The sequence below is a fragment of the Succinivibrio faecicola genome, from assembly GCF_019448115.1.
GTDB lineage: Bacteria > Pseudomonadota > Gammaproteobacteria > Enterobacterales > Succinivibrionaceae > Succinivibrio > Succinivibrio faecicola.
The window spans coordinates 1-24,769 of sequence record NZ_JAGFNY010000012.1 but is presented as its reverse complement, the minus strand read 5'-3'; the positions used below and the strand labels follow the sequence as shown (position 1 = coordinate 24,769).

Below are 24,769 nucleotides of genomic sequence, written 5' to 3'. Positions count from 1 at the left end.
TGTTTTCAAAAGGAACGACTTATTTTTACTTTTTCTTTTTTTATATTGCGTCAAGGCAGCAGCTTATCTACAGAGTATGAGCCTAATGGAGGTGTCACTTGTGAACGCATACAATATTTCTTGGTGGGGGAATAAATACTTTGATGTAAACGAAGAAGGTCACATCATAGTAAGACCAAATCCTGATAACTCTCAAACCACTATCGATCTTGCAAAACTTGTAAAAGATCGAGCCAATAAAGGACAGAGACTTCCTGCACTGTTCTGCTTTCCACAAATACTGCAATCAAGACTTCACGATATCAATAAAGCCTTTAAAGAAGCACGAGAAGAATATGGTTACAAGGGTAACTATTTTCTTGTTTATCCTGTAAAGGTTAACCAGCATAAAAGAGTTCTTGAAGCACTTACAAACGGCTCTGAACCAATCGGTCTTGAAGCTGGTTCAAAAGCTGAGCTTATGGCAGTACTTGCACATGCAGGAAGAACCAGATCTATCATTGTATGCAACGGATATAAAGACAGAGAATACATCAGAATGGCTCTTGATGCTCAGAAAATGGGCCACAAGGTTTTCTTGGTCATAGAAAAAATGACTGAACTTCAAATTACACTTGAAGAATCAGAAAGACTAGAGCTGACACCTTGCCTTGGTGTTCGAGCTCGTCTAGCATCACAAGGTTCCGGAAAATGGCAGTCATCTGGTGGTGAATGCTCAAAATTCGGACTTGCAGCATCACAAGTTTTACAGCTTGTAGAAACTTTAAAAGAAAAAGGTAAACTGCACTGCCTTGAACTTCTGCATTTCCATCTTGGCTCTCAGATGAACAATGTAAGAGATATAACAAGAGGTGTAAGGGAAAGTGCAAAATTCTTCGTGGAGCTTTCAAAGCTAGGTGTTGCCATCAAATATTTTGATGTAGGCGGAGGACTTGGCGTTGATTATGAAGGCACAAGATCTCAAACTGACTGCTCTTGCAATTATTCTTTAAAGGAATATGCAAATAATATCATCTGGACAATTGGTGATGCCTGTATTGAGAACAACCTTGAACAGCCAACCGTAATTACAGAATCAGGAAGAGCACTAACAGCTTACCATGCTGTTTTAGTATCAAATGTAATCGGTGTTGAAAGAAACGATTTTACAGTACCACAATCTCCTCTTGAAGGTTCCCCTCGAGCACTGTTCAACCTTTTCAATACCTGGAAAGAGATGAATGAAAATTCTGTAAAGAGATCACTTCGCGAATGGTTGCATGACAGTCAGTTTGATCTTCAGGAAATTCATGAAGGTTATGTTTCAGGCTCTGTAACTTTACAGCAACGTGCAAAGGCCGAGCAGATTTATCTGTGTATCTGCAAGAGTATTCAAAAATCTCTTGATCCTACAAACAGAACACATCAGGTATTATCTGATGAACTGCAAGAGAGAATGGCTGACAAGTTATATATTAACTTCTCATTATTCCAGTCACTCCCTGATGCTTGGGGCATCGATCAGATTTTCCCTGTAGTTCCACTTGAAGGATTAAACTCTCCTCTTACAAGAAGAGCTGTTCTTCTTGATATTACCTGTGACTCTGACGGTGCTATCAAGAAATATGTTGAAGGTGACGATATATCAAACACAATGCCTTTCCCTGAATATGACGAGAAAGATCCACCTCACATTGGATTTTTCATGGTTGGTGCTTATCAGGAAATTCTAGGTAATATGCACAACCTTTTTGGAAATACTGAAGCTGTGGATGTATATGCTTTTGATAATGGCAAGGTCACAGTATCTTTATCTGATGAAGGCAGCACTGTTGCAGATATGTTACGCTATGTACTACTTGATCCTTCTAAATTATTAAATGAATTTACTTCACAGGTTTTAGAAAACGGAACTAAACTTGAAGAGAAAATGCAAAGAGCTTTCATTGAAGAATTTAGAGCCGGCTTATACGGTTATACCTATCTGGAGGAAGAATAATGCAGACATTAAATCATGCTCATGATATTTCCCTCGTATCAAATGCATTTGGTTTTTTAAGATTACCATTAAACTTTGATCCTTACAGCTCTGATGCAGATGTTGTAATCACTGGTGTTCCTTTTGATATGGCAACATCTGGTCGTTCAGGAGCAAGATTTGGACCTAATGCAATAAGACAGGTATCAACTCAGCTTGCATGGGAAACAAAGAGATATCCATGGCAGTATAACGCTTTAGAGAAAATCAAGGTATGCGATTGCGGTGATCTTGTTTATGCTTTTGGTGATAACCAGGATATGGCAGATAAGCTTCAGGAGCATGCCTTAAAATTACTTAAGGCAGGAAAGAGAATGATTACTTTTGGTGGTGATCATTTTATTACCCTCCCTTTGTTAAGAGCTCACGAAAAAGTATTTGGAAAGCTGGCATTAATTCATTTTGATGCCCACTCTGACACTTACTCAAACGGCTCAGCTTTCGATCATGGAACACCTTTTTATCATGCACCTAAAGAAGGTCTGATTGATGTTTCAAAATCTATTCAGATTGGTATCAGAACTGAATTTTCTGTAAAAGACGGTTTTGAAGTTCTTGATGCTGGCCTTGCTAATGATATGAGCGTTGAAGAAATATCAATTGCAATTCACAAAAGAGTTGGCGGATGCAAGTGCTATCTGACATTCGATATCGACTGTCTTGATCCTGCCTTTGCTCCTGGTACTGGTACTCCTGTAGTTGGAGGCTTAAGCTCAGATAAGATCATGAAGATATTAAGATCATTAAAAGATCTTGATATTGTTGGTATGGATGTTGTTGAAGTTGCACCTGCCTATGATCATGCAGAGATTACAGCACTTGCTGCAGCTTCAATTGCAACAGAAATGCTGTATATAAACGCTTACAAGAAATAAGAAAATGTAATAAATATCAGAGCAGCCGATGCTCTGATATTTTACTCCTCTGATGATTTTGAATACTTGCCTTTTCTATATGCAAGTGGTGTTTGATTGAATTTAAGCCTGAACAGCTTAAAGAAATAACCGATATTATCAAAGCCATGGTCTAGTGCAATATCAGTAATTGATTTACTTGTATGCATTATTTCCTGACTTGCCCTTCTCAATCTAAGATCGTTTATAAAATCAACAAAGCTCATACCGGTGGAACGTTTAAAGTATCTGCAAAAATACTGTCTTGAAACTTTCAAATAGTTTGCAGCATCATTCATTGTAAGTTTTTCTGTATAGTGCTCATTGATAAAACTTAGCAGATCTTTAATCTTCTGCTGTTTTGAATCAAATTCTTCGTTTATATCTATATTTGAGTTTAAGAAAATACCATTCTCATAAAGTACAGCTAAAAGTTCTAGAAGATGAGCTTTCACTCTAAGTCTTACTGCGCAGTCTTCTGAATTTGAATTTTCAATAATGAAAGATAATAGCTCATCTGCTTGTGCAAAATAATCCATATCTGCAGTTATAAAAGGAGGCATACGGCTTCCTCCCTGAGACAGATATGATAGCAGTTGTGACTGAACCTCATCATAGCTGTTAAGCTCAATTATAGAAGGGTTAAAAACAACTGATGATTGATTTGCCCCCTTTGAAATCTGAAGATTGTGAAGCACATTTCCAGGAATTAGAGCAATGCATGGAGCTTTGATTTTATATTCTTTCATTGCATAGTTATATATAAAATCACCACTTTCAAAACGATTAATTTCAACCTCAGGATGCCAGTGCATACCGATGTTAATATTAAAGCGATTATTTCTACATATATATCCAGCTAATGGATAGACATTAGAACCATGTTTGATACTTTCTTTGAGTTCTTTTCTAAGCGCACTCATATATGGCTCCTTATGCAGTAAAACACTTTGTAGAACAAAGATAACTTAATAAAACTAAAAAACAAACTTTTTAATATTCTGTTTATTTTCGATGTCTGTTTGAAATATGCGACTGTTAAATTATTTGGTTATGAATGGTGATTGCATTTTCTGCACAATATTAAACTAAAAATAAAATTATAAAAATGATAAAAATCATATATTCAGTATTTTATAAATATAAAATTATACAAATTTAAACAAAATAGTTAGTGTTATGAAAGGAGGATGAATGGATAAGTATGCCTAAAAAGAAAATGGCTCAATCCTTTAAAGAACTGAGCCAAATGACAAAGATATATGATTTTAACCAAGCAGACTTAATGCAATCTGTGGTCGGCTGTTAGCCTGGGTCAGCATTGATGATGCTGCCTGCTGAACAATTGTCTGCTGTGACAGATTTGCAGCTTCCTCAGCATAATCTGTATCACGGATACGTGAACGTGCATCTGATTCGTTTTCAGCAATATTTGACTGGTTTGCAATGGTTGACTCAAGTCTGTTCTGTACAGCACCTAATTCACCACGCTTTTTGTCAACTTCTGCGATATATTTATCGATTACTCTTAATGTGTCTTGAGCTGTCTCTGCTTTAGATACACCGAAAGCTTTGAAACTGTCTGCACCTGTATTTTTAACCACTGTTGCATCTGAACCAGTCAGTTGATTACCGTCTGCTAATGCTTTTTGCATTGCTGTTAACGAAAATGCATTTGAAAGATCAATTGAAATTGTATCGTTTGCATTTGCACCAACCTGGAATGCTATTTTTCCAGCTGTACCTACAAGACCTTTATTACCAGCTAAAATCTGTTGACCTGCAAAGGTTGTCTTGCATGAGATACGGCCAATTTCAGCACAAAGCTGATTTACTTCAGCCTGAATAGCACCACGATCAGCAGTTGTATTTGTACCGTTGGCAGACTGTAGTGATAAGGTACGGATACGCTGTAACATGTTGGTTACTTCATCAAGAGCACCTTCAGCTGTTTGAGCTAAAGCAATACCGTCGTTTGCATTACGGTTACCCTGATTTAAACCGTTAATCTGGGATGTTAATCTATCTGAAATTTGTAAACCTGCAGCATCATCCTTTGCTGAGTTAATACGTAAACCTGATGATAAACGCTTGTAGGTTGTATCAAGAGAATGGGTAGCTTTACCTAACTGTCTGTTAGAGTTCAAGCTTGAGACGTTTGTATTTACATAAATTGCCATTTTTAAACTCCCGCTCAATTTATGAGCTAAATAATCTATCTGTATTTATTAACGACAACATACAAATTTGCTTTAACTGTTTTTTATTTTATTTTTATTTTGCTGTAAAATTAGGTTTCTAAATTGCTGGAGATAAAATGTTTTTTAATAAGAATATTTCTTCTAATAAGTTAGAAGACATTACTTTTTATATAAGTTCCATTTTTGTAGGTTGCCTACTAGCATTAGTAATCATGTCCGTTGCAAGATGCGCCATTGTCTTTTCTTTTGCTTTAAATCCTTTATGCGATCTTCCATTTAGTGAGAAACTTGATTTTTCATTTACATCATTAAGATTTGATCTTAAAACAGCCACATTTGCATACGTATTACCTCTTGTTATAGGTTTAATTTTCTGTTTTACAAGATTCTTTGGAATATATAAAAAGCTGTTTTATGTCTACAGCTATATCACGCTCATTGTCATTATTCTATTTTCAGTAATTAACTATTTTTATTTCAAAACATACGATAAATCTATTGATACATTTATTTTTGCTCTAACAAAAGAAGATCCAACCGCTGTTTTTAAAACTATCATTGAAGATTATCCGTTTTTTACAGGTTCTATTTGTCTTTTTATAGGTGCTGTTGTTTTATATTTAGTGCACATAAAACTGATTACTCATTTTGTAAAAAAAGTATCTCTCCCAAAAACATTAGGTAAGCTTTGCATTCTCTTAACAGTTTTCATTGTTTTATTTGGAATTTTCATGAGAGGCTCCTTTGGCACATTCCCTATAAGACAGTTAGATGCTCAGGTTTGTGATAAACCTGCAGTTAACTACTCTATTCCAAATGGTCCTATTGCTTTTTATTGGGCTTATAAATGGGATAAACAAAGTAGATTGATACCAAAGACTTATCCTGAAAATGTTGCCTTTTTTGCAAATTCATTAGGATTTAAAACAGATTTCAAGGATTTTGCTTCTGTTCTCAAGCCTATGTATAACAAGACTCCATATAATGAGTTTCTTGTAAATAACAAACCTGATGTTGTCTTTAATGTCATGGAGAGCATGAGTACTCATATGCTCTCTTATGATGACGAAAATAACAGAGATCTGCTAGGAGAGCTTAGAAAACATACAAAAGAAGACTATTTCTTTACAAACTTTGTATCTGAAGGTGATGGTACTTCTGACAGTCTAACAAGACTACTTGTATCTGTTCCTGATCTTAATCTGTCTACATCAAGACATGCAGATAAAGATTATCTTATGAATATTGTAAAAATATTTAAGAAGGCAGGATATGAAACTGTATTTGTAACAGCATCTACTGCATCATGGAGAAACTATAACAACTTTTTAAGATATTTAGGTTTCGACAGAATTATTGAACGCTCTTATGTAAAGCTAAAACACCCAAATGCTACAGAAAGTGCATGGGGCATTGATGATGAATATATGTTTAAAGAAACTCTCAATATTCTTAAAGAGAAGAGAGAAAAACCTCGTTTTGTTATGACATTATCTATAACAAATCACCCACCATACAGATATCCTGAAAAGAGGGTTATGCCTAATTTGAACATAACAGAGGATATTCTTGAAAGATTCCCATACAAGGATACAAAAACTATTTTTGGTACCTTCCAGTATGCAAATAACGAGCTTGGAAAATTTATTTCTGCAATTAAAAATGATGAAACACTAGCAGAAAGAACCTACATTGCTGCAACAGGAGATCATAATCTAAGAGGCATTGGGTATCTTGATCATCCTGATGAGGCTATGTTCGGTCATGCTGTACCATTCTATCTTTATATACCAGAAAAATATAAAGGCGCATCTAACATTAAATATGACAAAAACAGATTAGGATCTCACAAGGATATTATTACCACTATTCTGTATCATTCACAGTCAGATCTTGAATTCTACTCTTTTGGATGTGACCTATTATCTGACAGAAAGTGCTCATTCCCATTTGCCTACAATCAGATTGTTTCAGCAAAATTCAACAGTAAATATGCCTGTGAACTTTCAGGCGATTATAAAATGCACTCCCATAGATTCAATGGCAAGGGAATTTTACTTGTTGATAAGGAAAATACAAATCAGGACTGCAATTATCACATTTCCTTTAGCATGCTGCAGGCATATTTATATTACCTTCAGACTCAGTTAAATCAAGGACAGTCTTTAATTGAATATTTAAAAGAATATAAAATCCAATTAAAGTAAAAAAAAATCAGCGATGTTCGAGAGAAAAGAGAACATCGCTTTTTTTTGAATTGAAAATTATTAAGCTAATTCCTGCTCAATACCTTTTATAAGGATATGAATAATCATAGTATGGATTTCCTGAATTCTGTCAGCATATCCATCATGAGGAACGATAATAGAAACATCTCCTAGATCTTTTAATTTACCACCGTCTTTACCAAGCAGTAAAACAGATTTGATACCTTTTTCTTTACAGACTTTACAGCTTTCAATAATATTCTTTGAATTGCCTGAGGTTGAGATTCCAAGGAAAACATCACCTGCCGCCCCCATACCCTCAAGGTAACGAGAAAAGATATAGTCAAATCCATAATCATTACCAACGCATGTGATATGGCTTGGATCGCATATTGCAACAGCAGGATAAGATGGTCTATTATCTCTGTATCTTCCTGTCAGCTCTTCAGCAAAATGCATAGCATCACACATAGAGCCACCATTTCCAGCAGATATAAGTTTGCCACCTTTTTTTATTGAAGAGGACATAATTTCAATAGTCTTTTCAATTAATTCTTTGGTGTCTGGTCTTGAAATAAAGTTCTCTAAAACTTCTCTTTCCTGCTTTAAATCATCAAGAACATTAAAAGAAATCATAATTACTCCTACTTCTTATTTCTTCCCATTACACGATCTTCCCATTCTTTGTAAGCAGCTTTTTCTTCATTTAAATACTCATCAAGTACATTTAACTGCTGCTCTGAGAGGATCTTTTTGTGCATTTTATCAATAGCATCATTAAGTCGCTTCTTGTATTCCTTTTTAGCCTCGTTCTCGCCCTTTACAGGATATTCGGCACTATATTCATCCGACCAGTAACATCCACTTAAAGGAGGTTGTCCTTCAGGGGTTTTAAAAGGTTTGTTAAAAGCAATCTCAATCATCATATCGACATGAGACGCATGACTTTTCTCATCAACCATTAGTTGAGGAAGTACTACTCCCTCAGGTCTTACAAATCCCTGTCCCTTTGCTTGGGCAACTTCTGAAAACTCAAGTGAACTTTGTCCACCTGTCATTGCAAGATAAACTTCAGCTAAGATCTGAGCATCAAGCAAAGCTCCGTGAAGAGAACGGGCAGAACGGTCAACATCAAAAAGATTACATAAATTATCAAGATTAACCTGACGACCCGGGCACAGTTTCATAGCAAGAGAAACTGTATCTACCACGGTTGCCATATCTTCTGTGGTTTCATCAAGGCCAAGCAGCATCCATTCTTTATCCATAAAGCCCACGTCGAACTTTGCGTTATGAATGAGAAGCTCTGAGCCCCTTATAAAATCAATTAACTTATCTGCAACCTGTGCAAATTTTGGTTTGTCGGCAAGAAATTCATTGGATATACCATGAACATTGAAAGCTTCCTCATCAACAGGTCTTTCAGGATTCACATACAATTGAAGAGTTCTGCCTGTGAGTTTTCTGTCAATGATCTCAACGCAACCAACTTCAATGATTCTGTGCTCGCCTGGAGTACCATCATCTGACTTTCCTGTTGTTTCTGTATCGAGCGCTACTTGCCTTTTCATGGATTATTTCCATTATTATTAAAAAATAATTTACCTGTACATAGTAGCATAAAAGCTGATTCTTTAGTCATATATATGCCACATTATGTTTTTTTACATTCTTTTGAAAAAAATATTCTAAGTTTTTAATAAGGATCAAGGTCTATTTTGACTTAGTTCTATACAATCATTACAGATATTTCTACGTATAACAGAGAATAATCAGTATATAAAAATCAACCAAAATATTGTCTTTTTGATTTTGCTATAATAAAGGCACTGTTAATTGGTTAATTCATAATTAAGAAGTTAATACTTCTTAATTTTATTAAGGATTACAATGAAAGAAGTGCTTCTTTTTACTGATGGCTCATGCCTTGGCAATCCAGGTCCTGGTGGTTATGGCGTAATTCTCAAATACAAAGAACATGTAAAAGAAATGTCATGCGGATATGAGCTTACAACAAATAACCGAATGGAACTGTTGGCAGTGATAACTGGTCTATCAGCATTAAAAGAAAGATGTAAGGTTACTATTACAACAGACAGCCAGTATGTAAAAAACGGGATAACATCATGGCTTGAAGGATGGAAAAGAAAAAACTGGCGTACAAGTTCTGGTGGTGCTGTAAAAAATAAAGATCTATGGATAAGACTTGATGAGGCTTATTCAAAGCATGATGTAACTTTTGTATGGGTCAAAGGGCACAACGGTCATCCTGAGAATGAACGCTGTGATGAGCTTGCAAGAACAGCAGCTTCAGGAAATAACAGACTTTGTGATGAAGGTTTTCATCCATAGCGTAATTAAGTAGGATTTGCCATTGATAAAACAGTCAAAACTATTCTTAATCATTGCAATTTGCATAAGTGTTCTTACATTAAGTGGATGCTCTGTTAACAGAACATCTGATAGCATGTCTTTATCATACGAAAGTCAGACAAGACAGCCAAAGCAGTTGCAAAGTACATCTCTTTGGGAAAGTGAACACTGGCACGAAAAGAGATTTACTTTAGACTGGAAACTTACAGATCAGGAAAAGAGAATTGCAAAGAACTTTGCAAGAACTGTGCATTCTAATCTGAACAGAAACGATTTTTACCTTCATTATCTTTTATCAAAACTTAATGAAGAGAATGTACCTTTAGAAATGGCTGCAATTCCTCTGGTTGAAAGCGGTCTTAACCCTCATGCATATCACGGCGGTGCTCATGGAGCATGGCAGTTTATTAGAGCTACTGGTCGTTCCCTGGGTCTTGAAAAACAGGACCACTATGATGGTATATATGACTTCTTTGCATCTACCGATGCTGGAATTAAATATCTTAAGAAGCTTTACAATGATTTAGGCGACTGGGAATTTGTTGTTATAGCATACAACCAGGGTGAATATGGTGTTAAGAAGGCTATTGAAAGAGCAAAGAAAAAAGGTACTAAGAATATAAGTCTTGACACTGTTAGAGTTGCTAGACAAAGCAGAGCATATTTAAGCAGAGTTAAAGCTTTTGCTGATATTCTAAAACAGCCCGATTTTTATAATATAAAACTACCTAATATCAAGAACAGACCTCCTTTCAGAAAGGTTGAGATTGCAGGTCGCGTTAATTCCTTAAAGAAGGTTGCTGAATTGTCAGGTGCAAACATTGATCTTATAAAAAAACTGAATTCTGGTTATCGCACTGATAAGATAAATCCAAATCGCGCTCTTTATATTCCTTTAAAACATGCAAAAGTTTTAGAAAAAGCGCTTGAGGAAAAGGATAGTGGAAAAGAGAAACTTTAAAGATTTATTTTTACCTAAAAAGGAGATGATCCTTTTTAGGTAAACAATTCTATTCTGAATGAGTCACAAAGCCTTCTGAATCTAAAACTTTATACTCTTCGCAAGATTTTTTAAGACCATAGCTACAGCCTCTTGCATAATGCTCTGCTGCAAGATTGAAATCCTGAGTAACCCCCCAGCCTTGCATAAACATATCACCTGCAAAATGACATGCCTCAGCATTCTTCTTGTCGCAAAGCAGTCTAAAGATTTTCATTGCCTTTTTATAATCTGTCTGTACACCATCACCCATCATATATGCATAGGCAAGAACACCGCAGGCACCACCTTCTTTTTTATCACAGGCATCAGTTAAGATCTCTATACCCTTTTTCTTATCAGTCTGAACTTTGCCAAGTCCTGAATAATAAGTTGCACCAAGAGCAGTACAGCCTGGAATAAAGTTTTTAGAGCAGGATTTTTCAAAAAGAGAAATTGCCTTTTCTCCTTTATCTGCATCGATATACATTTTACCAGCTAAAGTGCAGTCCTGCATTTCTCCTTTTTCACAGGAGCTTTCAAGTTTTTTTAAAGCATAATTCTCATCATCTGCAAATGAGTTAAAAGAGATTAGTGCTAAAAAAAGAAGTGATAATTTTTTCATTGTCGCCTCATTCCTGATTTTTAAAGTGTTTCTAGCATCTTTAAAAATTCGTCTTCTAAAATAACTCTTACAGACAGCTCTAAAGCTTTTGTATACTTTGAACCAGGAGCCTCACCACATATAAGAGCGGTAGTTTTCTTTGATACAGATGATGATACTTTAGCACCTAAAGCTAATAGCTTGTTTTTAGCTTCATTTCTATCCATAGATGACAAGGTACCTGTTATTACGAATGTCTGACCTAATAGTGGTGCAGATGCCCTGTTAGATGATTGCTTTATTGAGGTAAGCTCAATACCTGCAGAAAACAAGAATCCATCATCATGCTTTACAAGTCTGTCTATCACCATAAGATTGTGTTTTTCAAGGAAGAAGTCACAGATATGTCTTGCAACTACAGGACCTACATCTGGCAGTGATAAAAGAGTCTGGTAATCAGCCTTTATAAGATCTCCTATAGAATCAAAATTCATTGCAAGAGTTCTTGCTGTCGACGCTCCAACCTCTCTGATTCCTAATGCATAGATAAATCTGTTTAATGGAACAACTCTTGATTTATCTATAGAAGCAATAAGCTTCTTTGCAGTAACCTCTCCTAACAGTCTTGTTTTTCTCTCTTCTGAGCCCTTATCAAGCACAGTTGATGCAAGATCACTTACAGATAGAGAATACAGATCGGCTACTGATTTTATCTTTCCGCTGTTTACAAGCTCTTCTACAATACGATCACCAAAACCTTCCAGATCCATTGCATCTCTTGAAACAAAATGAATAATACTCTGCTTTAACTGAGCCTGGCAGACAAGTCCGCCACTACATCTTGAAACAGCTTCACCTTCAACCTTTTCGATATCTGATCCACATACAGGACAGTGTGTCGGGAATACAATATCTTTTTGAGTACCATCTCTTTTTGATACAACAACACCTGAGACCTGTGGTATAACATCACCTGCACGTCTTACGATTACTGTATCACCTATTTTGATGCCAAGTCTTTCTATCTCATCGGCATTATGTAAGGTTGCACTCTGTACTGTAGCTCCACCAACATAAACAGGATCAAGCTTTGCAACAGGTGTGATTGCACCGGTTCGACCTACCTGAAACTCGACATCTAAAAGTTTTGTCATCATTTCTTCAGGTGGAAACTTATATGCAATAGCCCATCTTGGAACTTTTGCAGTAAAGCCCAACGATGACTGGGACTTTAAAGAATTAACCTTTAAAACCACTCCATCAATGTCGTAATTTAGCTCCCCTCTTCTTGAGAGAATATCCTTGTAAAATTCCTGAAGACCATTAAGTCCCATTACACATCTTATGTTAGGATTTACAGGAATAGAAAACTTCTTTAACTCAAGAAGGCAGTGATACTGATCATCAGGAAGTGTATATCCTTCACACTCACCTACATAGTAGGCATAAAATGACAGTGGTCTTTTTGCTGTAACTTTTGGATCAAGCTGTCTTAAAGATCCTGCTGCTGCATTTCTAGGATTTGCAAATACCTTACCGCCATTTAATCTTGCATTCTCATTCCATTTTTCAAAACCATCTCTGGTCATGATCACCTCACCTCGAACATCTAGGTAGGATGGAATATTGTCACCTGTAAGCTTTAGTGGAATTGCCTTGATGGTTTTTACATTCTCGGTAATATCCTCACCGACATAACCATCACCTCTGGTTGCACCTCTGACTAGCACACCATGCTTATAGATTAAGGAAACAGCAAGACCATCTAATTTTGGCTCTGCACAGTACTCAATCTTATCGACACCTAATAAATCAACAAGCCTTGTATTGAAGTCTATAAGCTCTGAATCATTGAAGATATCACCCATAGACATAAGAGGAACTCTATGAGGTGCACTTTCAAATGCTGTCAGCGCAGTTGCACCGATTCTTTTTGATGGAGAATCCTCTCTTACAATTTCAGGATGAGCCTGTTCTAAAACAAGTAGCTCATTGTAAAGTCTGTCATACTCAGCATCTGGTACTAATGGTTCATCATCAACATAATATGCTTTTGCATATGAGTTAAGAGTATCTACAAGAGTATTGTAACTCTCTAAAAGATCGCTATTTTGATTAGACATGAGAATTAGTCTCCAGATTTATCATACTCTCGAAGCATATGCTCAAGAGCATCTAATGCATCTGATGAATATTCTTTTGAATCATTATCTACGATAATACCGCCTAGATGTTCTACAAGACGTTCTGCAGCAATTCTCATTGCCTTGAAGTAAATAAAGCACTTACCTTTTTTTGGAAGCTGCATATAAATTGCAAGTGATCTTGTAGAGAATGAAGACATATCCTGAGGGAATGAATATGGAGCTTCTAAAGAACAGATTCTAAATACAATTCTTGCCTTTGTTTCAGGATCTTCATAAACGCAGTAAATATCCTTTTCACCTCTTAAAAAGCCATAGCTTGAGAACAGCTCTTCAAGATCAAGACCTGTATAAGGACGACCTTCATTTGCAATAAGATTTAATTCATAAGTCTTCTGAATGATTCTGTTTTTACTGATGTTGTTCTTGCTGTCACTCTCAACAGCCGCAAAGTTCTGAACTCTTGGAATCTCATCACCATCTGCCTGTACGGACATGCTTTTTGGAAGAACAATTCTTACCTTGCCAACAGCTGATGACTGCTGTATTTCCTGATCTTCTTTTGATGTATTTACGAGTTTTCTGTTCAGTGATCTTCCTGAAAACCAAAGACCATGAACAACAAATGCAAGGATAGCTAAGGCTCCGACAATCAGAATCAGTGAACTTGAATCATTTAAGGTCATCTTTTCTCCAAGTGAAAAGTTTATTTTTAAATCTTTAATATTGTATACGAAATAGTATTATTTTTCTTTGTTAATTCTTAGGTTAGAGCACATTTTCAAAAGTTGAATAAGTCCTGTTCATGTATAATAAATCCATGTGCAATAAAAACGGAAAGAAAAACGAGAGTTAACTTAATGAATAATGATATTACAGCAAGAAAAATAAGTGCACTTGATGCAATAAGCTATCTTTTTGAAGGAATAAAAATGGCTTTTTCAAAAGAATGCAGACTCTATGTAATTATTCCTATCATCGTCAATTTTATAATCCTGTTCTCATTAGGTTATGCAACATTCAATTACATAAGTAATCTTATCAGTGACATATTCAAGACATTCCCTGAATTTCTAATCTTTCTTGCCTATATAATCACCGCAATTTTAGGTCTTTTAATAGGTTTTGTAAGTTGTTATATTTTCTCAACCGTTGCTACCATTATCGCCTCACCTTTTTATGGCTTACTTGCCGATAAGGTTGAAATGATGCTTAACGGAACACAAAGTGAAGATATGTCAGTTTTTGATATCATTCAGGATATTCCAAGAATTATAAAAAGAGAAGCAATAAAGCAACTGTTTTTTCTGCCACTGGCTTTTTTAGGACTGATACTCTACTTTGTACCTGTAGTTAATATTCTTTCACCAGTTTACTGGTTCTTGCTTACAGCATGGATGGGTACCCTTCAGTATACCGATTATGCTTATGACAACCATAAAATCAGTTTTTCAGATATGCAAAGGGACTTAAAGAGCAATAAATTATCAACCTTTACCATGGGAGCTTTTATTGCATTTGCTCTTTGCATTCCGGTTATAAATCTAATTATTCCGCCTGCTGCTGTATGTGCAGGAACTAAGTATTATCTGTCTTTGCAAAAAACAACAAAACTTGAGTTTTCAAGAGGATAGCTTATGTACACTCTGTCAGGAATTGTAGCTTCAACAGGAATTGCGGTTGCAAAATCATTGATTATTTCGTCAAATAAAGATCAGAATCAACACGAAGATCTGTTTGCTTATGATGTTGATCTTGAAAGAGACAGATATATTAAAAAAACTCTCCTTTTTAGCACTAAGCTTTTACAGATTGGAAATCCAGCAAAAGATTCATTACGTGATCTGATTGGAGCTGCAGCAGGATTTTTAAACTCAGCTGATAACAAAAAAGAAATACTTGAGTTAATCAGCTCTGGATGCTCTGCTAGTATTGCAGCAAAAACTGTTCTTCTTGAGAATCTAGACAGTTTTATTCATAAGAACAACGATCTTAAAACTGACAGAGAAGAGCTTACAAATCTTATGAATGAGTTTGTTCATACACTAGAACATTCATCAAGTGACGCTGTATCTTTACCAAAGCTTACTCATGATGTCATTCTTATCACTAAGAATCTAACTCCTGCACAGCTTTTATCACTTGATACAAAATTCATTAAAGGTCTTATTCTTGAAGGCGGCAGAGATTCAAGTCATTTAAGCGTTGTTCTAAGAGAACTTAATATTCCTTCATTATTCGCTGTATTTGATGCAACAACAATAAAAAACGACATTGAAATTCTAATTGACGGAAACTCAGGTCTTGCTGTTGTTGAGCCAAGTGAAGAAATAAAAGAAAGCCTTTTATCTAGACAGGATCCATTCTCCGATCAGATAAATGATGAATCACTGCTGAATATAACTGTTTCCTGCGCTGTAGGTGCTATAAATCAGAGTCAGGAAAAGAACATCACACAGTATGCTCAGCATGGTCTTGGTCTTCTTCGTTCAGAATTCCTCTTTATAAGCTCTAAAACAGAGCCAACTGAAGATGAGATGACTCAGACTTTTTATAAAATCTTCTCAAAAATCAAATTAAATGCACCTATTACTGCGCGTACTTTTGATTTTGCTGATGATAAAAAGCCTCTGTTTAATGTTCATCTTGATGAAAACGGTCCATTACAAGGATATGGAGGCTGTGTCGGAACTGAACTATTAAAAAAGGAAATTAGAGCCTTGCTAAGAGCATCTCAGGGAAGAAAAATTACAATCGTATTCCCTTTGATAACAAGGATCTCAGAAAAGGACTATCTTATTTCGCTTGCTAAAGAATGTGTAAAGGAGCTTGATGATAGAAATACTCCTCACGGAACAATGGCCCTCTCCTTTATGATTGAAACGCCTGCAGCAGTTTTACTTGCCCCTGAAATAGCAAAAGAAGGTGACATGATGATCATAGGCACAAGTTCACTTGCAGAATATGCATCAGCCCCTTGCCCACCTGACAGTGCCTTTACACCTGTTCTAGCAAAAATGATTGTAATGGCAGCAAAGGCAGCTTTTGAAGCTAATGCAACATTAGGCATTGCAGGAAGATTTGCATCACGCACAGAGCTTCTACCACTGTTTTACAGACTTGGTGTTACCTATCTTGTAGCAGGCTCATACAACATCAATAAGTTAAAGGCTGTTATTGAAAGACTGAATCTTGAAAAGGATTTAAAGCCTTCCTTTAACGAGGAGCTGTACTGTAAAATCATGTCAATTTATAAGGGAAGTGAATTAGCTGACCTTATTAATTCATTAAACTAGGAAAACTTATGGGTTTATTTTCATTTTTCTCAAGAAACAAAAGCTCTGAGCAGATAGATGCGCACAATGTATCCGATCTGGAGCTTTTTGCACCTGTAGGCGGTACTTTACTATCTTTAAGAGAAGTACCAGATCTTGTTATATCAGAAAAACTTATAGGTGATGGTGTAGCAATCGCACCAGAGCGTAGTACCAACATGATTTACGCACCATGCGATGGCACTATTTCAAGAATAACCGCATCTAACAATGCATTTACCATAAAAAGGGACAATGGCCTTGAAATCTATGTGACATTCGGTATTGGAACCAATGCCTTTACAGGTAAGGGTTTAAGTTCACGAATTATTGTAGGTGCAAAGGTTACGCAGGGCACACCAATCATAAATATCGATATGCAAGTTGCAAAAGAAGATTTAGAATCTGCTATCGTTTCAATGATTGTCGTTAACAGCTCTGCTGATATTGCTAAAGTAATTTCAAGCAGAGGTAAGGCACAGGCCGCTAAAACACCTTGTGCCTGGGTATATCTAAAAGACAGTGAGAATACAAATGATTAGAGACATTTGCAAAGATGAGGCTTTTTTACAGATCCCATCAGAAAAAGCAACAATCGAAGATTTAGAAATAGCAAGAGATATAGTTGATACACTTATTGCACATCAAGAAGAGTGCGTTGGTCTTGCAGCTAATATGATTTCAAAGAGTAAAAATATCATTGCTGTTAATATCCATGGCACAGTTCAGGTTATGTTAAATCCTGTAATTACTGAGGCTAAAAATGAGTATGAAGCAGAAGAAGGATGCCTATCTTTAGATGGCGTTAGAAAAACAAAGAGATTTAAAAGTATCGTAGTTGAATATGATGATCTCAAATTTAGAAAGAAAAGTATGAAACTGTCTGGTTTCTCAGCACAGATTGTTCAACACGAGATTGATCATCTAAAAGGAATTTTAATTTAAAAAATACAATTTTTGATGTTTTAAAAGATCATTGTAAAGGGCACTAAAAGTGCCCTTTATCATTTATTTTTTGTCTGATTTGATAATCAGATTTGCAAGAATAGCCACAATACCACCTGTTGTAATACCAGATGAGAACAGTGAGCGAACAGAATCGTTGAAATTCTTTAGGATATCAGGAACAAACTCAACTGCAAGGCCGCAGGAGAAGCTGATTGCCATAATTAAAATAGTCTTTCTGTTCATTTCCTGAGAAGCAATGATCTTGATACCTGATGCTGCAACTGTACCAAACATAAGTAATGTTGCACCACCTAATACAGGATTAGGAATTAAGGAGAAGACTAAACCCACAGCAGGAAAGATACCTAAAATAACCAAGAATGCTGCAATAAAATAACCAACATATCTTGAAGCTACACCAGTTAACTGAATCATTCCGTTATTTTGTGCAAATACTGAATTTGGGAATGAGTTGAAGAAACCTGCAAGCATTGAGTTAAAGCCGTCAGCTAAAATACCGCCAGATGCTCTCTTGTTAAACTCAGGTCCTTCAATTTCCTTACCAGAAATCATTGAATTTGCTGTTATATCACCATAAGCTTCAATAGCAGTAATTAGATAAACAACACCTAAACCAATGATTGCAGCAGGATCAAAACTCATCCCATATTTAAATGGATGTGGGAAATTGATTCCACCGTATGATGAAATCTGATTAAAATCAACTCTACCTATAAGAATTGCAACAACAAATCCAACGGCAAGTCCAATAACGATGGAGCTCATTCTTAGATATTTGTTTTTGCAAAGATTAAAGAAGATAATTGTTGCAATTACAAGTGCTGATAATAGTAAATTCTCAATAGATGCAAAAGAGCCATCAGACATTGCGTTAAAACCGCCTCCGCAGGAAATAACGCCAACTTTAATAAGGCTAAGACCGATTAAAGTTACAACAATACCAGCTACAGTTGGAGTCACTACTCGTCTTGCGTACTTTAAGATGCGGCTTACTAACATCTCCACTGATGAGCCAACGATTACTGCACCAAAAATTGCGCTTAAACCTCCATTTATACCTGCACCGATAATTGGGGAGATAAAGGAAAAAGAAGTACCCTGGATACATAAAAGTCCGCTACCTATAGGGCCTACTTTCTTACACTGAATAAAGGTTGAGACTCCTGATGCCATAAGAGCCATTGAGATCAGATAACCTGTAGTCTCATGGTCAAGTTTTAGTGCGCCAGCAATAATTAGTGGTGGTGTAATGATAGCCACGAATATTGCCAATAAATGCTGAATAGCTGCAAAAAAACTTTCAATAAAAGGAGGTCTGTCCTCAAGCTGATATATCAGCTCATTTGCTGATTTATTTTCGTTTTCCATATTACTCTTTAAATGTGATTGTACAATTGTCAAGGGATTCTATAACTGCTAGAGACTCTACTCTATGACCTAGTTTTTCTAGCATTTGTCCGCCGTTTTGAAATGCCTTTTCAACTAAAAACCCCATACCGACAATTTTAGCACCAGCTTTTTCAACTAATTCAATCATGCCTTTTGCAGCATTACCGTTTGCAAGGAAATCATCAATAAAGAGAATATCCTCGCCTTCCTTTATAAACTCTTTTGAACAGCATACAGTGTAGCTTTTCTGCTTTGTAAAAGAATAAACCTCAGTTGTAAGCATATTTGCCATGGTTGATGGTTTTTTCTTCTTTGCAAATACAACAGGCTTTTTAAGAAGATACCCTAATACAACAGCAGGAGCTATGCCTGAAGCTTCAATTGTCATGATTTTATCAACATGAACATTTGAAAAACGTCTTGCAAACTCTTCACACATAAGCTGAAGCATTATGGGATCGATCTGATGATTGATAAAAGAATCAACTTTCAGAATGCCGCCTTCAAGGCATTTTCCTTCAGTCTTTATCTTCTCTACTAAAGGGAGAAACTGATTAGTGCTCATAGCTTTTCCTTTACCTATAAGTTTCAATGAATTTTGGTAATTATACTATAAGCTTGAACAACAAACACGAAAAGAAAAACGGCCCTGAAAAATTCAGAGCCGTCTTATCAAATATCGTTACTGATTAGATGTTTGCAACGATATCCTCAACAGTCTTCTTAGCATCGCCGAAGCACATTGAGCTGTTCTCCTTGAAGAACAGTGGGTTCTGAACACCAGCATAACCTGGGTTCATTGAACGCTTGAATACTACAACGTTACGAGCCTTCCAAACCTCAAGAACAGGCATACCTGCGATAGGACTTGAAGGATCTTCTGAAGCTGCAGGGTTAACAGTATCGTTAGCACCGATAACAAGTACGGTATCTGTATTCTCGAAATCATCATTGATTTCATCCATTTCAAATACGATATCGTATGGAACCTTAGCCTCAGCTAAAAGAACGTTCATGTGACCTGGTAAACGACCAGCTACAGGGTGAATTGCAAAGCGAACTTCAACACCACGAGCCTTTAACTTCTCGGTTAATGAAGCAACTGCATTCTGAGCCTGAGCTACAGCCATACCATAGCCTGGGGTGATGATTACTGAGCTTGAGTTCTTTAATAAGTCAGCAACCTCTGGAGCCTTAAGCTCACGGTACTCGCCCATTTCCTCATCCTGCTTCTTAGCAGCTGGAGCATTACCAAAGCCACCTGCGATAACAGAGATGAATGAACGGTTCATTGCCTTACACATGATGTAAGATAGAATAGCACCTGAAGAACCTACTAAAGCACCTGTAACGATCAGAAGGTCATTGCTTAACATGAAGCCTGAAGCTGCAGCAGCCCAACCTGAATATGAGTTCAGCATTGAGATAACAACAGGCATATCAGCACCACCGATAGCAGCAACTAAGTGAATACCGAATAATAATGCAATAATGGTCATTGCGATTAATGGGAATGCATCAGCTTTTGACTGAGCCATATCACCGCTAGCTACGAACCAGATCATCAGTAGGAATGAAACTACTAATGCAGCTAAGTTTAAAAGGTTACCATGAGGTAAGCTTAAAGGAGCTGACTTGAAGATACGTAACTTGTAGGTACCATTTAACTTACCGTAAGCAACGATAGAACCTGTGAATGTTACAGCACCAATGAATACGCCTAAGAAGATTTCTACAAGCTCAGTTGTGAACATAGCTGGCTGCTTGTGACCGCCTGCAGCTGCAAGCTTGTTTACAAGTTCACCAAAAAGATCTGCACTGTTAGCATCGATTATTGGTGTAGCCTGAATTAACTGAAGGTAGCTGTTGAAACCAACTAATACAGCTGCTAAACCTACGAAGCTGTGTAAGCAAGCGATAAGTTCTGGCATCTGTGTCATCTGTACTTTACGTGCAACATATACACCTACTGCAGCACCGCAAACCATTGCTAAAACAATTGCAGCAAAACCGTATGCTGATTCAACCTGAGCAAAGGTAGCAACTAATGCTACAGTCATACCTACCATACCTGACAGACAGCCCATCTTTGCAGTTTCCTGCTTTGATAAGCCAGCTAAAGCCATAATGAACAGCAATGCTGCCAGAATGTAGGCCATATGAGTTAAACCCACTAACATAATTAAATAATCTCCTTAACCTACTATTATTGCTGTTTTCTAAACATAGCAAGCATACGACGGGTTACAGCAAAACCACCAAAGATATTGATAGATACCAGTAACACACCGATAAATGAAAGAACGCCAATAAACAGACCGTTGCTGATCTGAAGCATAGCACCAACAACCACAATACCTGAAATAGCATTAGTTACAGACATAAGTGGAGTGTGTAGTGAATGGGAAACGTTCCATACTACGTAGTAACCAACAACGCAGGATAATACGAATACTGTGAAGTGTGGTAAGAACTCTGTAGGAGCGTATGCGCCGATAAACATGAAAGCTAATACCATAGCAACTAAAGCTACAAGCTTGATTGCTGGATTTGGTTTCTTAGCCTCAACCTTAGCAGGAGCTTCCTTAGCCTGAGACTGTGGAGCTGCTGATACGCTGATCTTTGGAGGAGGGAAGGTAATTTCACCTGCCTTAGTAACAGTCATGTTACGTAATACAACATCTTCAAAATCTACGTTGATGTTGCCATCCTTGTTCTTGCAAAGTAGCTTGCAAAGATTTACAAGGTTTGTTGAGTATAGCTGTGATGACTGAGCAGGCAGACGTGCAGCAAGATCTGTATAACCAATCATCTTTACGCCGTTAGCGGTTGTAACAACTTCACCAGCCTTTGTGCCTTCACAGTTACCACCGGTTGCAGCAGCTAGGTCAACAATAACTGAACCTGACTTCATTGAAGCAACCATTTCCTTGGTAATCAATAAAGGAGCCTTCTTACCTGGAATTGCTGCAGTAGTAATGATGATATCTACTTCCTTACACTGCTTTGCAAAAAGTTCCATCTCAGCCTTGATGAACTCATCTGACATTACCTTTGCGTAACCGTCTGAAGAACCACCATCTTCATTCTTGAAGTCGAGACGTAAGAATTCACCACCCATTGACTTGATCTGATCTGCTACTTCTAAACGAGTATCAAATGCACGAACGATAGCGCCTAATGAGTGAGCTGTACCGATAGCTGCAAGACCTGCAACACCAGCACCGATAACCATAACTTTTGCAGGAGGAACCTTACCTGCAGCGGTAACCTGACCTGTAAAGAATCTGCCAAAAGCGTGAGCAGCTTCGATAACAGCACGATAACCTGAAATATTTGCGGTTGATGATAATGCGTCTAAAGACTGTGCACGTGAAATACGAGGCACCATGTCCATAGCAAGAACTGTAACCTTCTTAGCATTCAGCTTGTTTACTAACTCTTCGTTCTGAGCTGGTCTGATAAAGCTTACTAAGGTCTGGCCTTCGTGCATTAATTCAATTTCAGCGTCAGTTGGAGCGTTTAACTTAAAAAGAATGTCAGCAGCATAAACTTCTTTTTCTTTAACAATCTTAGCGCCAGCTTTTACATATGCATCGTCGTCAAAACTTGCAAGTGCACCTGCGCCGCTTTGAACTGCAACTTCAAAGCCTAACTTTAATAGCTTACCAACGGTATCTGGGGTTGCTGCAACCCTAGTCTCACCGTGCAAGCTCTCTTTAGGAATACCTATTAGCATCGCATTTCCCTGTTGTTATTTCCACTAATGTGGAGCTGTTAATATCAAAAATCAGACAAATATAGTCGTGATATGTAAATGATAATGTTTTTTACGTTATATGTCACTAATCACACTATTGAATAATAATTATTTTTTAAAAAATTATCGCCAGTGAACAAATTTTAAACAAAGAATGGCTTATTTATCGGATATTGCACAAAACGCAACATACAGTTAAATATATATTGTTTTCTAAAAATTGTGCACCATTATGGTGACAATAAATATTTTTTCTTTAGTTTTCAGAAACTTATTATTTTTTTGAATTTTTAAAGGAATGAATTTTTAGAAAAATAAGCCTAAGAGAAATTTAAAAGTGCTTCTTTAATATTACCTAAATGCATGGTATAAGCATCCTCCCCGGGCTCATCACCTACAGGATTGTAGTACTCCTTTCGAACTCCAACCTTTTTAAATCCAAGCTTTTCATATAGGTTTATAGCAACAAAATTGCTAACTCTTACCTCTAAAAAACACTCTACAGCCTCTATGTTAATGGCAGTTTTTAAAGTATCCAAAAGAAGCTTAAAACCTAGTTTTTTGCCCTGATATTCAGGAGTTACACCAATAGTTAGAAGATCGGTTGTAAATTTAGTATTGTAGATTACAGAAAATCCTATAAGTTTTTCATAATCGAAAAGGCCTATGATTAGGTAGCTGTTATCAAAACATTCTGCAATCTGATTTGCAGCCCATGCATTTTTCTGAGTCTTAAGCTCGATGTTCTCCATTGAGCTTAATAATGAATAGTCATCAGTGGTGAGGATCCTGGTATAAAAACGGTTATCACTCATCATACTCTATCTCCAAATTCTGCTTTTAGCTGATTGTATACCTCCCTTTTACCAAGTTGAAGGCATATAACGATACCTGCATCTACAAGATCTGTTTTATCAAGAAGCAGAACATCTGATGGAAGATAGTGAACACTTTCGTCATACTCAAGAACACTAAAACCTCGTTTTAAGAGGTAATCACAAAGTGATTGGGCAAAATCAACAGATGCATTTTTGTTGATATAAATATCTGCTCTTTTCTGTCTTAACCTGTATGGCAGTGAACGCCATTTTGGAAGTCTCGAGCTGTCAACATTAAGGTTAACACTCTGTCCATTAATAACAGGAACTGTTGTAGCAACATTTGACATCATATTGAGATTGTCAGATGGTACAACGCAAACTGGCTCAGATTGAGATGTATTTTTATTGTTTGTATCTGAAGATGTCTTTATACTATCTGATGTTTTTTGAGGAACAGCAATCGCTTCATTATTAGAAGTTGTATTTGATACAGAGACTACTTGAGCTTGAATCTTGGTATCAGTTAACTCTGCGTCACTTGCATTATTAGGTTGCTTAGCTTCAGTTACTACTGTATTTGCAGTATCATCTTTGCAAGCATATGGCATATCAATATTACCTTTGAGTTTCCAAATCACTTTTGTATCTTTAAATGCCATATAACACCATAATTCTTGTAATCACAGATCAAAAAACTAATTATTTAATCTTCTTCACTTCAATATAGCAGTTTTTCTGATAAAAGCTGATGCCATAGCAGTATATATCAGATATAACATCATCAAAGAATTCTTCAGCATATCTTTTATCTTCAATTTGTTTAATTGCTTGTAATGCTGTTTCCTTTAAATTTTTAGTGCTTTGTGCAGTTTTCAGTTCAAGAATGACAGCTTTCTTTTTTCTTCTATCTAGGAATGTAATATCTGCATAACCATCACCAGATTCACTGTTTGACTGATAATCGCTTATACTATCAGAACAGTTTGTGAATACACCTGATAAGAAACCATGATAGTAGTTTTCAGGTTTTGCCTTTGTTGCAAAATCTCTTACTGATACATAATTTAGCAGTAAATCATAGATTTTATCTGATGCAGT

The 24,769-nt window shown here is 36.5% G+C and carries 23 protein-coding genes; 9 read left to right on the top strand and 14 right to left on the bottom strand.

The features are described from left to right. Positions 1 to 76: 76 nt before the first annotated feature. Together speA and speB are read left to right on the top strand one after the other, a co-directional pair. Positions 77 to 1,978 (top strand): biosynthetic arginine decarboxylase, encoded by a 1,902-nt coding sequence (speA, locus tag J5V48_RS04840; RefSeq protein ID WP_219937437.1) that lies wholly within the window; start codon positions 77 to 79, stop codon positions 1,976 to 1,978. After that, the gene (gene speB / locus J5V48_RS04835; RefSeq protein ID WP_219937436.1) at positions 1,978 to 2,892 is read left to right on the top strand and encodes an agmatinase; all 915 of its coding nucleotides are present in this window, start codon (positions 1,978 to 1,980) and stop codon (positions 2,890 to 2,892) included. The genes speA and speB overlap by 1 nt, the downstream gene beginning before the upstream one ends. A 41-nt stretch (positions 2,893 to 2,933) precedes the next feature. Here speB and J5V48_RS04830 read toward each other — a convergent pair whose 3' ends face one another. Both J5V48_RS04830 and J5V48_RS04825 read right to left on the bottom strand, forming a co-directional pair. Then, entirely contained in the window at positions 2,934 to 3,833 is a 900-nt protein-coding gene (locus J5V48_RS04830) for an AraC family transcriptional regulator (RefSeq protein ID WP_219937435.1), read from the bottom strand. A 345-nt stretch (positions 3,834 to 4,178) separates the two neighbouring features. Further along, positions 4,179 to 5,090 carry a flagellin N-terminal helical domain-containing protein gene (locus J5V48_RS04825; RefSeq protein ID WP_219937434.1) on the bottom strand — a complete coding sequence of 304 codons (912 nt, stop codon included), beginning with the start codon at positions 5,088 to 5,090 and terminating at the stop codon, positions 4,179 to 4,181. 137 nt (positions 5,091 to 5,227) lie between these two features. Between J5V48_RS04825 and J5V48_RS04820 the strand changes: the two genes are divergently transcribed. Further along, positions 5,228 to 7,318 (top strand): LTA synthase family protein, encoded by a 2,091-nt coding sequence (locus J5V48_RS04820; RefSeq protein WP_219937433.1) that lies wholly within the window; start codon positions 5,228 to 5,230, stop codon positions 7,316 to 7,318. Positions 7,319 to 7,378: 60 nt separating this feature from the next. Here J5V48_RS04820 and gmhA read toward each other — a convergent pair whose 3' ends face one another. Both gmhA and dnaQ read right to left on the bottom strand, forming a co-directional pair. Further along, complete coding sequence (gene gmhA / locus J5V48_RS04815) at positions 7,379 to 7,954, bottom strand: D-sedoheptulose 7-phosphate isomerase (RefSeq protein WP_219937432.1); 576 nt, start codon at positions 7,952 to 7,954, stop codon at positions 7,379 to 7,381. Positions 7,955 to 7,962: 8 nt separating this feature from the next. After that, positions 7,963 to 8,889: a DNA polymerase III subunit epsilon gene (gene dnaQ / locus J5V48_RS04810; protein WP_219937431.1), complete on the bottom strand. Its 927-nt coding sequence runs from the start codon at positions 8,887 to 8,889 to the stop codon at positions 7,963 to 7,965. A gap of 319 nt (positions 8,890 to 9,208) precedes the next feature. Between dnaQ and rnhA the strand changes: the two genes are divergently transcribed. After that, complete coding sequence (gene rnhA, locus J5V48_RS04805) at positions 9,209 to 9,670, top strand: ribonuclease HI (RefSeq protein ID WP_219937430.1); 462 nt, start codon at positions 9,209 to 9,211, stop codon at positions 9,668 to 9,670. A 22-nt stretch (positions 9,671 to 9,692) separates the two neighbouring features. Beyond that, complete coding sequence (locus tag J5V48_RS04800) at positions 9,693 to 10,652, top strand: lytic transglycosylase domain-containing protein (RefSeq protein WP_219937429.1); 960 nt, start codon at positions 9,693 to 9,695, stop codon at positions 10,650 to 10,652. 49 nt (positions 10,653 to 10,701) lie between these two features. Here J5V48_RS04800 and J5V48_RS04795 read toward each other — a convergent pair whose 3' ends face one another. From J5V48_RS04795 to J5V48_RS04785, 3 genes are read right to left on the bottom strand one after another with little or no spacing between them, the layout of a single operon-like run. Next, positions 10,702 to 11,295 carry a tetratricopeptide repeat protein gene (locus J5V48_RS04795; RefSeq protein ID WP_219937428.1) on the bottom strand — a complete coding sequence of 198 codons (594 nt, stop codon included), beginning with the start codon at positions 11,293 to 11,295 and terminating at the stop codon, positions 10,702 to 10,704. 20 nt (positions 11,296 to 11,315) lie between these two features. Beyond that, the gene (gene ligA / locus J5V48_RS04790) at positions 11,316 to 13,397 is read right to left on the bottom strand and encodes an NAD-dependent DNA ligase LigA (protein ID WP_219937427.1); all 2,082 of its coding nucleotides are present in this window, start codon (positions 13,395 to 13,397) and stop codon (positions 11,316 to 11,318) included. Between the two features lie 5 nt (positions 13,398 to 13,402). Continuing rightward, entirely contained in the window at positions 13,403 to 14,104 is a 702-nt protein-coding gene (locus tag J5V48_RS04785; RefSeq protein WP_219937426.1) for a cell division protein ZipA C-terminal FtsZ-binding domain-containing protein, read from the bottom strand. A gap of 174 nt (positions 14,105 to 14,278) precedes the next feature. Here J5V48_RS04785 and cysZ point away from each other — a divergent pair, with 174 nt between their 5' ends. Genes cysZ through J5V48_RS04765 form a run of 4 tightly spaced genes read left to right on the top strand, consistent with a single transcriptional unit; the run spans position 14,279 to position 17,677 of the window. After that, positions 14,279 to 15,052 carry a sulfate transporter CysZ gene (gene cysZ / locus J5V48_RS04780; protein WP_219937425.1) on the top strand — a complete coding sequence of 258 codons (774 nt, stop codon included), beginning with the start codon at positions 14,279 to 14,281 and terminating at the stop codon, positions 15,050 to 15,052. Positions 15,053 to 15,055: 3 nt separating this feature from the next. After that, on the top strand, positions 15,056 to 16,714 hold the full coding sequence (locus J5V48_RS04775) for a putative PEP-binding protein (protein WP_219937424.1): 1,659 nt from the start codon (positions 15,056 to 15,058) through the stop codon (positions 16,712 to 16,714). Positions 16,715 to 16,722: 8 nt separating this feature from the next. Next, positions 16,723 to 17,274, top strand: coding sequence for a PTS glucose transporter subunit IIA (locus J5V48_RS04770; RefSeq protein ID WP_219937423.1), 552 nt, complete (start codon positions 16,723 to 16,725; stop codon positions 17,272 to 17,274). Continuing rightward, a complete protein-coding gene (locus J5V48_RS04765; RefSeq protein WP_219937422.1) occupies positions 17,267 to 17,677 on the top strand; it encodes a peptide deformylase in 411 nt (136 codons plus the stop codon). The genes J5V48_RS04770 and J5V48_RS04765 overlap by 8 nt, the downstream gene beginning before the upstream one ends. Before the next feature lie 63 nt (positions 17,678 to 17,740). On the opposite strand, the gene J5V48_RS04760 is transcribed toward J5V48_RS04765, so the two are convergent. The 7 genes from J5V48_RS04760 to J5V48_RS04730 form a co-directional block, all read right to left on the bottom strand. Further along, positions 17,741 to 19,069 (bottom strand): nucleobase:cation symporter-2 family protein, encoded by a 1,329-nt coding sequence (locus tag J5V48_RS04760; protein WP_219937421.1) that lies wholly within the window; start codon positions 19,067 to 19,069, stop codon positions 17,741 to 17,743. Between the two features lies 1 nt (position 19,070). Next, the gene (gene xpt, locus J5V48_RS04755) at positions 19,071 to 19,655 is read right to left on the bottom strand and encodes a xanthine phosphoribosyltransferase (protein ID WP_219937420.1); all 585 of its coding nucleotides are present in this window, start codon (positions 19,653 to 19,655) and stop codon (positions 19,071 to 19,073) included. A gap of 124 nt (positions 19,656 to 19,779) precedes the next feature. Continuing rightward, a complete protein-coding gene (gene pntB, locus J5V48_RS04750; RefSeq protein WP_219937419.1) occupies positions 19,780 to 21,270 on the bottom strand; it encodes a Re/Si-specific NAD(P)(+) transhydrogenase subunit beta in 1,491 nt (496 codons plus the stop codon). 26 nt (positions 21,271 to 21,296) lie between these two features. Further along, positions 21,297 to 22,829 (bottom strand): Re/Si-specific NAD(P)(+) transhydrogenase subunit alpha, encoded by a 1,533-nt coding sequence (locus J5V48_RS04745; RefSeq protein WP_219937418.1) that lies wholly within the window; start codon positions 22,827 to 22,829, stop codon positions 21,297 to 21,299. 341 nt (positions 22,830 to 23,170) lie between these two features. Beyond that, complete coding sequence (rimI, locus tag J5V48_RS04740) at positions 23,171 to 23,668, bottom strand: ribosomal protein S18-alanine N-acetyltransferase (protein WP_219937417.1); 498 nt, start codon at positions 23,666 to 23,668, stop codon at positions 23,171 to 23,173. After that, positions 23,665 to 24,330 (bottom strand): hypothetical protein, encoded by a 666-nt coding sequence (locus tag J5V48_RS04735; RefSeq protein WP_219937416.1) that lies wholly within the window; start codon positions 24,328 to 24,330, stop codon positions 23,665 to 23,667. Before J5V48_RS04735 ends, rimI begins: the two co-directional genes overlap by 4 nt. 40 nt (positions 24,331 to 24,370) lie before the next feature. Then, positions 24,371 to 24,769 (bottom strand): PD-(D/E)XK nuclease domain-containing protein (locus J5V48_RS04730; protein ID WP_219937415.1); only part of this gene is annotated, 399 nt, incomplete at its 5' end.